Genomic DNA, 12,405 nt, shown 5'->3' with positions numbered 1-12,405 from the left:
GCAGAAGAGCTGAGTTCATCCGGGACCTGAGCGGCTACCGGCGCAGGTCCGGGTCGTGCGAACGAGCGACTGGATCGGGATGCTCTCTGCACCAGACCACAAGGCAGTCGGTCAGACGATCGAACGGCCCGTCGTCGGCGGGTACGCCGGGATCGCTGATGAGGGTTAGATCGTCAGCGATCTCCTGCGATGCGGAGGTATCGAACACCTGCGAGTCGCTCAAAGTGCGCTGGAGGAAGAGCACCAGCCGCTCGAAGCTGTCGTCCCAGTTGATGTTGCCGTTGCGAACGGCCTCGTCGCGCAGCTTCTCCACGGCTCGAATCAGTTCACCCTGAACGGTGTCCGCCTGCCCCCGCTTGGGGACGTAGGTCCGCCAGATCCGGCCTGCCTCTTCAGCGTATTTCACGAAGGTCCACTGTATCGGGGCCCTCCCTCGAAAGGATCCGCACCCACCTACGACTGCCGAGAGTTGGGGCCATACCGCCGCCAGCCCTCCGGCGTCCCGCTCAAGAGCGACCTCTGGGAAGTCCACTACGACCCCTACGACCTGTCCCACGTCTGGGTCCGCGACAGCAGGGCGGGCGGATGGATCACTATCCCGTGGACCCGGCTGGGCACCGTCTCCGCACCGTTCGCGGACTTCACCTGGCGCCACGCCCGCTCCCTGCTGGCCACCCGCGGCGCCGACGACACCGACGAACAGGCCATCGCGGCCGTGGTCGAGGACCTGCTGACCCGCGCCGGAACCGGACCGGACCGCAAGGTCGCCGCCCGCACCCGCGCGGCCACCGCCCTGCCCACCCGACCGGGCATCGAAGCACCGCCGGAGCCCGACCTCGACGCCGACCCGGTGCCGGAGGCGGTCCTGGGCGAGGTCGTCCCGTTCGGGGTGTTCGACGCCTTCACCGAAGGGAGCCGCGCATGACGCACCCGCCGGAGCCGCAGGAGGTCGACCATCCGCTGACGACCAAGGAGGGCTGGGCCGCCTTCGTCAACGAGGCGCCCACGCCGCCGCTCGTGATGCCGCCCGCCGCCCTGCAGCGGCTGACCGAGGCCGAGCGCGCGGACTACGACGCGGCCAGGGAGGACTACCACGCCCAGCTGGTGATCGTCTCAACGCCGACCATCCGCCACGTCGCCGCCACCGGACGCAAACGCATCCTGCTCAACCGGCACCAGCACTCGGCCCGGCGCGGGCTGATCGTCTCCGGCCCCGCGGGCACCGGCAAGACCACCGCCATCACCCAGCTGGGCAAGAACTACGAGCAGTTGACCCGCCGCCGCGGCGCCCTCTCGCCCCGGGCACTGCCGGTCCTCTACGTCACCGTCCCGCCGGCCGCCACGCCCAAGATGCTCGCCATCGAGTTCGCCCGGTTCATCGGGCTCCCGCTGCCGTCCCGGTTCAGCCAGGTCGAGGTCACCAACAAGGTCTGCGACCTGGCCTGCACTCTGGCCTGCCGGCTTGTCCTCATCGACGAGCTGCACAATCTCGACATCCAGACCCGGATCGGCGCCGAGGCGTCGGACCAGATCAAGTACCTGTCCGAGCGCATCCCCGCGACGTTCGTACTGGCCGGGGTGGATATCGAGGGCACCGGTCTGTTCGCCGGGCGGCGCGGCGGGCAGATCGCCAGCCGATACAGCCTCATCCCCACCAGTTCCTTCCGCCACAAGACCCCGCAGGAGCAGTCGGCCTGGCAGGCCCTGGTCGCCACCTTGGAGAACGCACTGCGGCTGCACGCGCACCGCCCGGGCACCCTCCTGCGACTCGCCCCCTACCTGCACGACCGAACCGCAGGCATGATCGGCAGCCTGTCCCACCTGGTCCGCGAGGCCGCCCTGGACGCCATCCTGGACGGCACCGAGAAGATCACCCGCACCGGCCTGGAAGCCGTCGACCTCGACGAGAGCGCCGAACAGCAGAACCTCCCGCGCGCCCGCCAACGCCGCTCCCGCGAAGCGAGAAGGACCGCGTGACCAGCCACCTGCGGACCCTGCCCGTCACGCTGCCGCCCGTCCACCGCGAGACGATCGGCTCCTACCTCAACCGCCTCGCCGACGCCAACCACCTTACTGTCGGCCACCTCTCGTTCCTGATCGGCCCCAACCGTCGCCACCGGCGCGACGACAACCGCGTCGGCAACTGGACCCCCGCCGCCCTGCCCCGACTGGCGACGCTGACCGGGAGAAGCATCCCGGCCCTGGTCCACGCGATGCCCGTGCTGGCCGCAGTTCGGGAACCCGGACAGCGCCGACCACCTCTGACCGTTGAGGAACTGGCCGAACCGCGATGCCGCCCGGCCTGCCGCCTCTGCATGGCCCATCGCAGCGTCCATGGACTCGTGGTCCGCACCACTGGCCCCCATGAAGGTGTCTGCCACCGGCACCGGCTCTGGCTCCTCGGGGGCAACCAACACGACCTGTCCACGCTCCCCGAGATCACGTCCACCGACCTTCGGCACCGACGGCTGGTCGGCCGCAGCAGGGACTCCTTCATCGCCGTGGACTACCTCCACGCCCGCAAGATCACAGCCCAGTGGTTCCGGGAGGCCGACCCATCAACACTGCATTAGCGCTGGACCCGCCGCTTGGACACCCTGCCGGAGGACCCCTACGGAGATCCCCATCGTCCCGACGAAGACCGCATCGAGCTCGCCACCTACCCCGAGACCATTGCCCTGACCAGCCTGTTCGCCTCACCTCACTGGCGCGGACATCACGGTCTTCAGGCCGAGATTGCCCAGCGTCTGGCTGTCGCGGCCCAGGACCTGCCGCCCGGCATCAGTACGCGTTGGCGCCACCTACAGGCGGATAGGGCTTGATCTCGGCCGCCCACTCAGTCGCCGCCGTCGACACTGACTCGGCCGTCAGCCGGCACGTGACCACGAACGGCTCGCCCGACCGGGCCTGGCGTCGCCAGGGAGGCGAGAACTCCAAGTCCAGGCTGACGCGCAGTTCGAGCAGACCCGCATCGATCCAGGTGAAGGCGAAGGCCAAGTTGGGCTCGGTGAAGTCCAACCGGCCGCTGCCGTCGCGTCCAACACCGGAGGGTTGGGTCGCCGCCCGACCGAGCCACCGCCCCAACTCGACGGCGTCGTCCGCGGTCAACGCCTGCCAGCGGAACGACCATGTCCCCCGCGGACAGTGGGCAGACCCCTCGACGACCAGCCAGCTCTGCCGCTGGCGCGGGTCAACCGCATCGGGGAACTGGTAGCCCACAACACCCAGCTCGACACCGTGCCCGTCGCTACCGATCAACCTCATCAACCCAGGATTCCACGCAGCGAGGCCGCCAGGCACCGAGGCCGCGCCCCAAGAAACAGTCAGGTCCAGCGAGAACCGCCTCTTCGGCGTCTCAGCCAAGCTGACGAACCACAGCTCAGCGCCACGACATCAGCCGTGATCGGTGAGACTGCCAGCGTCGCCCGACAAGCGCTCCGCGTCTCGGCACGTCACCCAGGGAACGGAATCTCAGTCAGACCTGTCAACACCCAGCTCACAGAGCATTCTCATGACGTGGTGAATGAGACGGGACAGACGGGACAGTAGCACCGCCCGTCGCGCAACAGAGCCCAGATGACGTTGACGCGGCGACGTGCGAGGGCGAGGACAGCCTGGGTATGTCGCTTGCCTTCGGCTCGTTTGCGATCGTAGAACCGGCGCGACTCTTCGCTGTGACGGATGCTGAACAAGGCAGAGGTGTAGAAAACGCGTTGGAGTCTGCGGTTGTATCGCTGGGGCCGGCGCAGGTTGCCGCTGATCTTGCCGGAGTCCCGTGGTGCCGGGGCGACGCCGCCGAAGCCGGCGAGCCGGTCGGGAGTGCCGAAGATCGCCATGTCGCCGCCGGTGGCGGCCAGGAACTCCGCACCGAGGATGATGCCCAGGCCCGGCATGCTGGTGATCACTTCGAAGTGGTGGTGCTCGCGAAACCGGGCCTCGATGAGCTTGTCGACCTCGGCGACCTGCTGATTGAGGCCCATCACTTCCGCCGCCATCGTGTGCACCATCCGGGCCGTCAACCTCTCGCCCGGCAGGCTGGTGTGCTGGCGCTCGGCGGCCTGTAAGGCGGTCTCGGCCAGCTGGTCGGCGCGGATGACACGGCGGTTGCGCAGCCACGTCTCCAGCCTCTTGCGGCCGATCCGGCGGAGGGCAGCCGGCGTTTGGTAGCCGGTCAGCAAGACAAGCGGGCCGGTGTTTGTGAGGTCGAGCGTGCGCTCCAGGCCGGGGAAAATGGCGGTGAGTTGAGCGCGGAGCCGGTTGACGGTGCGGGTGCGGTCGGCGACCAGGTCCATTCGCCGACCGGTGAGGATCTTCAGGTCGGTGACGGTCTCGTCGCCAGTTCGCAAGGGATGCAGGTCGCGGCGGATACGGGCCTGGTCGGCGATGACGGCTGCGTCCTTGGCGTCGGTCTTGCCTTCGCCGCGGTAGCCCTCGGACGCCCGGTGGATGGCCCGGCCGGAGATGTAGAGGACCGGCTGGTCGTGGTTGAGGAGGAGCGCGATGGCGAGGGCGGCTCCGCCGTCGGCCAGGTCGATGCCCCAGGTCGTCTCGTCCCCCAGGGCCTGGACGTCGGCGAGGAGTTCGAGGAGTTCAGTTTCGTCGTTCGCGACGCGTCGGGACAGCAGCCGACGGCCGCTCTCGTCGATCGCAACGCAGTGGTGGTGAGTCTTGCCTGCGTCGATGCCGGCCCAGATCGCGGCCATGTGGTGCCTCCGTGCGGTGGGTGCTGGTGCCTCCCGACGGACGACCTCGCTGTCGATTCCCTACGGAGCGATCGTTCGCAATTCCTAATTGGCAGCCGAGTCGTCGTGGGACGTCGGGCGGCCAATCGATGCCAGCCACGAGTGGCAGAAGGTTGAAAGCCACACCCGACGTCCCTGGGTGGATGAACCATACGAAGGGCTCACCCGGTCTCCCGCAAGACAACGTAGGGAGGGTTGAGCGGTCTGCTCAGAATCCATCAGGGGCGGGCGCGGCGAGCGGCATGGGCGGCACCTGGCCGCCGCCGCTCTCCCGCTCGCGTCGCCCCCTTGTCCCCCCGACCGGCCGTCCCGCAGACTGACGCCTACGCATCGACGGCGAGCTCTACCAGCGATGGCGCGAGCGCGTCGCGATCCGCATGGACGGCAACGGGCAGCGCGACGTCGACCCCATCCTTCGGGCAGTCCGCGCCTTCTACGCCGACCTGCAGGCGTGGGCGGCGGCGGAACCTGAGCAATGGGCGATCTGGGTGGCACCATGTCCGGTCTCCGACGCTGAGGTCCGCGGTTACGGGATCCGCAAACGACGCGTCAAGGAACGCATGGACGACCGCACCCGGCAACGGCAACCGCTGCTGAACACCCTCGTGGAACACCTGGAGGACCGGTACGGCCACCTCCGTGACCTCCTTGCCCGGGCCGCAGACGCAACCGGCGGACAGACCGTCATGCTGGAGGGCCGCACCTATCAGCGCCTGTGGAGCCGGGTCGACGAGCGCCGCGTCCGGCTCGGAGGGCTGGCGAACGTACGGGTCATCGACCTGGAGAGCGGCAAGTACATCAACGTCACGCATGCTGAGGACGCCGCATTCTGGGAGTGGGCAATCGTTGAGGTCCTACGGCACTCAGGTGTCCGTATAGAGGAGGCCCTGGAACTCACCCACCTCAGCATCCGGCAGTACCAACGACCCAACGGCGAGGTGATCGCCTTGCTCGTCATCGCTCCCTCAAAGAGCGACCGGGAACGCGTCATCCCCATGTCCGCCGAGTTGTTCGCCGTCATCGCGGCCATCGTCCGCCGCCACACCACCGGCAGCCGAACCATCCCACTGTTGCCCCGCTACGACCCGAAGGAACGACAGAGCAGCCCGCCCATGCCGTTCTTGTTCCAACGCAAGATCGGCACCAAGCACGAGGTCATGTCGGATACCACCGTGGTGAACATGCTGAAGCGCCACTGCGCCGAGCTCGCCGAACAGCACCCCGGCTTCCTTGCCACCAGCTTCACCCCGCACGATTTTCGCCGGCTCCTGGCAACGGAACTTGTCAACAGCGGGCTCCCGATCCACATCGGAGCAGCCCTGCTCGGACATTTGAATCTTCAAACGACTCGCGGTTACGTCGCCGTGTTCAACGAGGACGTCGTCCGGCACTACCAGGGATTCCTCGACCGGCGTCGCCAGGCCAGGCCAACCGACGAGTACCGGCCGGTCACCGACCCCGAATGGCTCGGCTTCGAGGAGCACTTCGATCAGCGCAAAGTTGAGCTGGGAGGATGCGCCCGCCCCTACTCGACACCTTGTCAACACGAGCACGCCTGCCTGAGATGTCCCATGATCAACATAAACCCGAAGATGCTGCCCCGCCTTGACGAGATCGAAGCCGACCTTCTGGGCCGCCGGGCCCGGGCCGAAGCAGAGGGATGGCTCGGCGAGATCGAAGGGATCGACCTCACCCTGTCCTTCCTGCGCCAGAAGCGAGACCAGACCCGTCGGCTCGCCAGGGTCGCACCGGTCGACCTCGGCATACCCGGCATCGCACCGCGATCAGCCGCCAGGCGAGAATGAGGGGATGTATTGCCTGCAGGCGGTCATCGCCACCGAATCCGTGCTCCGCGAGCTGGCCGGCTCCATGACAGAGGCGTGCATCGTTCCTCTCGGCCAACACCTCTGGCTCCTGCCGATGACCGACGCCCTGTCCGATGCGGTCGCGGTCGCCGGAACACCCAAACTCGACGGGTTCCGGAAAGCTCCAGCCGGCTTTGATCGCCTGCTTACCTCGTGCTCGCAGACAGGACCGGTGGCCTACATCGAGGCCGAGTACTTCGGCGGGGCGGGGACCCAGAGCACGCAGGTTTGGGATGGGGGGACGATAGTTCTCGGACCATTGAGCCTGGCCGAAGGGGAGCCCTCGCCGACGACTGGCACCCCGATCTCTCAGGCGCTGCGGCGACTCGGCGCCGCCAAGGGCAATCACGTCGACGAGTTCGACGCGGTCGGACTCGGCCGCCACCGCGACACAGACGACTGGCTCTCGCCCACGAACGGGTCAAGCCCTGACGAGCACACCACCTGACTTGGCGCAGAGAAGCGTTACCAAGGACTCACACCAGCAGCCGAATCGACGGAGCTTCTGCATCGGCTGCGATCACCGTCTCGCACTCGCCGCAATACACGGACCCGGGACGCCGCACGTTCGTCTGGATCGAACCCTTGCTCGATGCTTCCTTGTGTGGGCAATAGCAGCCGTAGTGCAGGCGAACCCAGGAACTCAACGGCGTCGCCTGCCCACCTCGCTTGGCATCCTGGAACGGCGCCCACCAGAAGTCCACCACGGACTTCAATACGAGCCGGTCATCCTGGCTCGTCACATCAAACGCAGCGATCCGTGCTGCCGCGAAGTGGTGCTCATCTCGGCCGCTCGTGCAGACAGCCCGCTCGGCCCCCCACTTCAGCACGGTCGTCCGGCCCACGCGCTCGCAGACAAAGCAATCCAAACTCAGCTCGATCGTGCGCTCCCAGAACAAGCGATCACGATGAACCTCCTCCAGTCCCGACAGAACCGCACTGATCTCAAGGCTGCGCAACATTGCGCGATCGTCGCACACCTGCGCCATCCACAACGCGAAGGAACTCGACTTGCCAAGTGCAGAGAAGCAGGCGGAACCACCGCAGCATTCCGTACCCGTAGCTGCGGCAGGTCAGCGGGCTGGAATCACCAAGCGCCAGGTCCCGCAGGAACGCGGTGACTGGCTCCACTTCGGCTCCCGCCGCATCGAGCATCGCGTACGGCGGATGTGCCCGGTTGACCTCCACCACTCGTCCGAGGCGAGGGATCGTCCGTCGGCCCTCCAGTAACTCAGCACGTACATCCATCACTTGCTCCTTGATCGCGGCCTATTACGCCGTGACTAACGAAGCGGGGATGGTGCAGTTAACAGAGCATTCCTGCTTGGCGAGCCATTCGGCGAAGCCGGCCCGGCGATCTGCGGCCCGGTCGGACAGGTCGCGTTCCGCCTCGTGCCCGCAGGAATGGGTGATCTGCCAGGTCGTCTTGACGGCCATGGGTACTGCTCCTTACGGGGTCTGTGGGTCAGCGGTTGCGGGAGAAGGCGATGCGCGGATCTGGAGCGCCGGCTGCGGGGGTGGAGGCTGTCGGAGTGGGGACTGGGGCTTTGCCGGGGAGCCCTGCGCGGGCGGGGCTGGCGGCGAGCGCGGCGGCGTTCATGATGGGAAACCTGCGACCCGTACTGCTCTGGGCGCGGTCTTGGCGCGCTGGGGCGGCCGGTGGGCGGTGTGCGGCAATGTCCTGGGCGAGGCGCGTGTGTACGGCCACCCGCAGGTCGGCCCGGTTCATGGCCGCCGTGGCCCGTGCCACTGCGCCCAACGCCGCGCCGCGGTCTGTTTCCCGCGGCAGGGTGTAGATGTCCAGGCGCTGGTCGTGCTGCCAGCCATGCGCTTCGAGGAGTGGACCGCCTCGGGTGGTGCTGTCGGCGGTGGCGGCGACGATGCCGAGCTGGGGGTGTTCGGCGAACGCCACGTCGGGCTCCGCGCGCTGGGTGCGGTCACGAGCGGGAGGTGCGTCGGCGGACGGCTCGGGGTCGTACGCGGCATCTGCTTCGACCTGGTAGCCGGCCTTGCGCAGGATCGCGACGGCCCGGGTCGCCCGTCCCGGCCCGTCTCGTTGCTGGTCGGCGAGCGCATACAGGGCGGGCTCGTTGGGGACGGGGTGGAAGTCGAAGCCGTTCAGCATCCATGCGCTGGCGGCCAGTTGCTTGGGGTTGCTGGCGACGATGCCGAAGTCAGGGTGGTGGCCGATGGCGATGTCGGGCAGCAGGTCGTGATCGGAGGCGGGCATGGCAGGTCCATCCGGAAGGGAGCGAGACGAGGAGGGGGGCGGGGACGGACGGGGTTCTGCGGGTGCGGGTCATCGCGGGAACTCCAGAGGTGGGCACGGTTAGCGCGCGGGAGCGGACGGGGAACGGCCGGTGGAGCGGATCGATTGGGAGGTATCCGGTCGGTGCGAACAGGCGAGGTCGCGCAAGCGGCCTGCTGCACTGCGTTGGGCTCGCGCGGTCCGGGGACGGATGCATGGAGGATCTGGCAGGTGTCGCTCACCTCGGTCTGGGGCGGGTGGGGTGTGTCGAGGATGCGGCGGTGACGCGGTTTGGTCCGGCCGGACATTGGTGATAGCCGGGCGTCAGCGCGAGCGGAGCGCGGCACCGGGACGCGACGGTCCCGGCGTGGCCGGTGCGCTAGGCGATGCGGTGTGGAGCGCGGCTGTGGAGCGCGCCAGGGCCGCCTGCATCCGCAGTTCAGATCCGGCGGGTTGGCTGCCAGTGCCTCCGGTCAGGTGCTGGGCGACTCGGACCAGGGCCAGTCCGCTGCCCCCCAGTTCGTCGGCGTGATTCCAGCCCTCGGCGTTGCGCAGCTCCCGCGCCCGGTTCTGGTAGATCTCCTGCACCCAGGGCAGCGAGGCGGTGAGCTGCGTCGTGGTCTCCTGCCAATCGCGCTGGAGCTGGGCTGCCCCTTCGAGATGGGCTCCGACACCTCGCAGGTGCCGAAGATCGGCGCTGATCGGGCCGTCGAGGTAGTCGGCCGCGGTCGCTGCAGCCTGGACGCTGGCGAGTACGGCGGGGCCGTGCGAGAGAAACGTCTCGACGTGTTCCCAAGCAGCAGCGTCGCGTGCCACCTTGCCGTCGGTGTAGCCGGTTTCGTCGACGGGCCAGCCGTCCTGGTCGCAGAAGGAATCCGAGATCGCATCCCAGCGGGCCGTTGCCTGCTGGATGCCGTCGGCTGCGGCGGACAATGCCCGGATCCGTACCGGCCACACCGCCTGTTCGTAGCGGGGCAGGAAGCGGCGTGCAGTATCGGTCGCGGCCCGCACTGGGTCGGCGCCGACCACGATGGCCCTCGGCGCGTCCGCGTCGCCGACGGAGTCCTTGCCCAGTCCTGCAGGGGCCAGCGCCCCGACGATGAACTTGGCCCCCCGTTGCGGATGAGTAGTGACGAGCAGACGATCGCTGCCCCTGGTCATGACGGCGGCCCGATGGGGCCGGTACTCGGAGGTGGCCCATTCCAGCGTTTGGTCATCCCATACCTCGTGGAACGGGTCCGCCCAGGCGGGGCCGGGACCCGGGCGGTGGGCGGTGGCGGCCCACGTGCCTGGCAGGCGGGAGGCGATCTGGGCTGCGAAGCGAACGAGGTTGGGGTGGGCGTGCGGGTGGGGCATGTGGGTGTACTCCTGTTTCAGAATTGCCGCCGACGCTCGGGCGGAGTAGGACGTGGACTTGCTCACGAGGTGATGGGGAGGCGCGGGCACACTTGGGCTCTTGGCGGGCGGGTCCCGCTGGATGCAGGGGGACATCGGTGTTTCGAACAGCCGCAGCTCTCCGGAGCGCGCCGGAACGGGGACTGGAGCGAACCCCCGGGCTTTCATCGCATCCGGGCATCGGTGTCGAACAGTTGACGTTCGGCCGGATGGAGGATGTGCTGCGTGATGAAGCTCCGACCTGCGACCTTCCACAGTCCCCGACCCTTGGTGAGGCCAGAGACCGCTTGGGTTTCGACGCCAGTCAGGCCGAGTAGGGAGGCTGCGGCGGTGAGTTGGTCGGGTTCCTGGCGGTAGATGATCCGGGTGGAGCAGTCGGCGAGTAGACCTTCGGCCAGCACTCGGCCGCGTGAGCCGGCGTTGCCTGCGGAGAGCAGGTCGGACAGGCGGTGGATCACCATCAGGTTGGCGATGCCCAGGCCGCGCGAGAGTTTCCACTGGGACTGCATGCGCTCCAGCAGTCCGACGTGGCGCATGACGCGCCAGGCTTCGTCGTAGATCACCCAGCGCCTGCCCCCGTCGGGATCGGAGAGCGCGGATTCCATCCAGGCGCTGGCGCACGTCATGGCCAGGACCAGCGCGGTGTCGTCGCCCGAGCCGCCAAGGCGAGACAGGTCGATGGACAACATCGGGGTGGTCGGGTCGAAGGCCACGGTGCTGGGGGCATCGAACATGCCGGACAGGTCGCCGTGGACCAGGCGTCGAACAGCGTGCGCGAGGTCCTGAGCTGCGGGACCGATGCGCCCGGTGTGGTCGCCGAGGGCCCGGTCCAGGCGCTGCGGGGAGCCGAGGATGTGGGCGATGTCGCCGAGCAGTGGCACGGTGCCGCGTGAGGCGGCGTCGGTGACGACTACGTCCAGGGCCAGGTCGAGGGCGGTGTGTTCCATCGGCAGCAGGTCCCGCTTGAGGACGGTGCGGGCGAGGCCGGCCAGGAGCAGAAGGCGTCGCTTGCGGATCTCGGTCGACCAGTCCTCTTCCTTCACCGAGGCAGGGCGGGCCGGGGCGTCCAAAGGGTTGAGGCGGCCAGGTAGTCCGGGGCCCAGAGCGATGGTGTAACCGCCGAGTGCATGCGCGACGGCAGTCCATTCACCCTTGGGGTCGCAGGGCACGTAGACCCGGTAGCCGTGTGCAATCGCCCGCATCGCAATGGACTTGGCCAGCGCTGACTTGCCCATACCGATGATTCCGGCGAGCACCGCGTTGGGGTTGGTGAACCCTTCGATGCGCCCGCTGCTGTAGAGGGAGAACGGGTCGTAGCAGAAGGCGGCCTCGGCGTGGACGTCACGGCCGATGTAGATGCCGTCCGCGCCCAGGCCGCCCTCGGCGAGGAACGGATAGGCGCCGGAGACGGTGGCGGTGGTCATCCGGTGGGCAGACAGGGCGAGCTTGCCACCACGCGCCGAGGCGGGCCCGGGACGTCCGGATATGGGGTAGGTGGGCCGCAGGTCCGGATCGAAGGTCTCCTGGTCCCGGCGCATGGCCGGGGTTTCAGCGAGGCGGGCTTGGCGGCGGGCGGTGGCGAAACCGGCACGAGCGGCTCGCTGCTCGGCGCGCGAGGTCTTGCGGGGGACGAACAGGTGTGAGGCGCTGGCGCGGGTCCTGGGCATGAAGGTTTCTCCGGTGGGGTGGCGGGGTCAGTAGCGGACGAGGCCGGTGAACGGCGCCTGCAGGTCCGTCGGGGTGGTGTGGCGGCGGACCAGGTGTGCGGTGCGCTGGTGGCGCTGGCAGATGGTCAGTTCCGGAGCGCCTTCTGGCACCCGTGCCCGGCATGCTTCGCGGTCGGGGATCTCCCTTGATTCGGGACGGGGAGCCGCGTGGTAGGCGGTGTGGACGTGTTCGGCGGCCTGCCAGATCCGGATTCGGGCAACCCGCAGCTGGTTGCCTTCGATTGGGACGAGTTGCCCGGTGCGGGCGGTATGGGCGTCGAACAAGCCGTGCAGGGAGATGAGGTGGGCGTGCAAGGTGTCCAGTTCGGCACGGGTGGTGACCAGCGGACCGCCGGGGACGTTGAGTGCGCGGTGGAAGTCGAGGGCGGCGGTGGCGAAGGGCACGAAGTCCTGCGCGAGGGGGGTGACGGTGCGGGACATGGGGTGCC

15 protein-coding genes are annotated in these 12,405 nt (G+C 68.4%); 5 read left to right on the top strand and 10 right to left on the bottom strand.

Annotated elements, in window-relative coordinates; genetic code table 11:
• Nucleotides 1–34 precede the first annotated feature (34 nt).
• Entirely contained in the window at nt 35–406 is a 372-nt protein-coding gene (locus C8250_RS15350; RefSeq protein WP_138359601.1) for a hypothetical protein, read from the bottom strand.
• Nucleotides 407–469: 63 nt separating this feature from the next.
• On the opposite strand from C8250_RS15350, the gene C8250_RS15345 reads away from it, so the two are divergent.
• Genes C8250_RS15345 through C8250_RS15335 form a run of 3 tightly spaced genes read left to right on the top strand, consistent with a single transcriptional unit; the run spans nt 470 to nt 2,573 of the window.
• Nucleotides 470–925 (top strand): hypothetical protein, encoded by a 456-nt coding sequence (locus tag C8250_RS15345; RefSeq protein WP_187144852.1) that lies wholly within the window; start codon nt 470–472, stop codon nt 923–925.
• Entirely contained in the window at nt 922–1,977 is a 1,056-nt protein-coding gene (locus C8250_RS15340) for an AAA family ATPase (RefSeq protein ID WP_138357634.1), read from the top strand. The genes C8250_RS15345 and C8250_RS15340 overlap by 4 nt, the downstream gene beginning before the upstream one ends.
• Nucleotides 1,974–2,573 carry a TniQ family protein gene (locus tag C8250_RS15335; RefSeq protein ID WP_244809151.1) on the top strand — a complete coding sequence of 200 codons (600 nt, stop codon included), beginning with the start codon at nt 1,974–1,976 and terminating at the stop codon, nt 2,571–2,573. The genes C8250_RS15340 and C8250_RS15335 overlap by 4 nt, the downstream gene beginning before the upstream one ends.
• Nucleotides 2,574–2,781: 208 nt before the next feature.
• Here C8250_RS15335 and C8250_RS15330 read toward each other — a convergent pair whose 3' ends face one another.
• Complete coding sequence (locus C8250_RS15330; RefSeq protein ID WP_138357633.1) at nt 2,782–3,264, bottom strand: hypothetical protein; 483 nt, start codon at nt 3,262–3,264, stop codon at nt 2,782–2,784.
• Nucleotides 3,265–3,509: 245 nt separating this feature from the next.
• Nucleotides 3,510–4,703 carry an IS110 family transposase gene (locus C8250_RS15325; protein WP_138357632.1) on the bottom strand — a complete coding sequence of 398 codons (1,194 nt, stop codon included), beginning with the start codon at nt 4,701–4,703 and terminating at the stop codon, nt 3,510–3,512.
• Nucleotides 4,704–5,302: 599 nt separating this feature from the next.
• Between C8250_RS15325 and C8250_RS15320 the strand changes: the two genes are divergently transcribed.
• Nucleotides 5,303–6,547, top strand: coding sequence for a site-specific integrase (locus tag C8250_RS15320; RefSeq protein WP_244809150.1), 1,245 nt, complete (start codon nt 5,303–5,305; stop codon nt 6,545–6,547).
• 4 nt (nt 6,548–6,551) lie between these two features.
• The gene (locus tag C8250_RS15315) at nt 6,552–7,055 is read left to right on the top strand and encodes a hypothetical protein (protein ID WP_138357630.1); all 504 of its coding nucleotides are present in this window, start codon (nt 6,552–6,554) and stop codon (nt 7,053–7,055) included.
• A 28-nt stretch (nt 7,056–7,083) separates the two neighbouring features.
• Here the strand turns inward: C8250_RS15315 and C8250_RS15310 are convergent, their stop codons facing one another.
• From C8250_RS15310 to C8250_RS15280, 7 genes are all read right to left on the bottom strand, one after another.
• Nucleotides 7,084–7,569, bottom strand: coding sequence for a hypothetical protein (locus C8250_RS15310; protein WP_239150217.1), 486 nt, complete (start codon nt 7,567–7,569; stop codon nt 7,084–7,086).
• Entirely contained in the window at nt 7,553–7,855 is a 303-nt protein-coding gene (locus tag C8250_RS15305) for a hypothetical protein (protein WP_239150219.1), read from the bottom strand. Before C8250_RS15305 ends, C8250_RS15310 begins: the two co-directional genes overlap by 17 nt.
• Before the next feature lie 24 nt (nt 7,856–7,879).
• A complete protein-coding gene (locus C8250_RS15300; protein ID WP_187144851.1) occupies nt 7,880–8,044 on the bottom strand; it encodes a hypothetical protein in 165 nt (54 codons plus the stop codon).
• Between the two features lie 28 nt (nt 8,045–8,072).
• Complete coding sequence (locus C8250_RS15295) at nt 8,073–8,837, bottom strand: hypothetical protein (RefSeq protein ID WP_138357628.1); 765 nt, start codon at nt 8,835–8,837, stop codon at nt 8,073–8,075.
• Between the two features lie 342 nt (nt 8,838–9,179).
• Nucleotides 9,180–10,211 carry a hypothetical protein gene (locus C8250_RS43530; RefSeq protein WP_239150221.1) on the bottom strand — a complete coding sequence of 344 codons (1,032 nt, stop codon included), beginning with the start codon at nt 10,209–10,211 and terminating at the stop codon, nt 9,180–9,182.
• A gap of 203 nt (nt 10,212–10,414) precedes the next feature.
• On the bottom strand, nt 10,415–11,917 hold the full coding sequence (locus C8250_RS15285; protein ID WP_138357627.1) for an ATP-binding protein: 1,503 nt from the start codon (nt 11,915–11,917) through the stop codon (nt 10,415–10,417).
• Between the two features lie 27 nt (nt 11,918–11,944).
• Entirely contained in the window at nt 11,945–12,397 is a 453-nt protein-coding gene (locus tag C8250_RS15280; RefSeq protein WP_138357626.1) for a DUF6238 family protein, read from the bottom strand.
• Between the last annotated feature and the right edge of the window lie 8 nt (nt 12,398–12,405).

The sequence above is a fragment of the Streptomyces sp. So13.3 genome (assembly GCF_005860785.2).
In the GTDB taxonomy this organism is placed as follows: domain Bacteria; phylum Actinomycetota; class Actinomycetes; order Streptomycetales; family Streptomycetaceae; genus Actinacidiphila; species Actinacidiphila fildesensis.
Note: the sequence above shows the minus strand (reverse complement) of the source record. Positions and strands in the feature narration are given on the sequence as shown.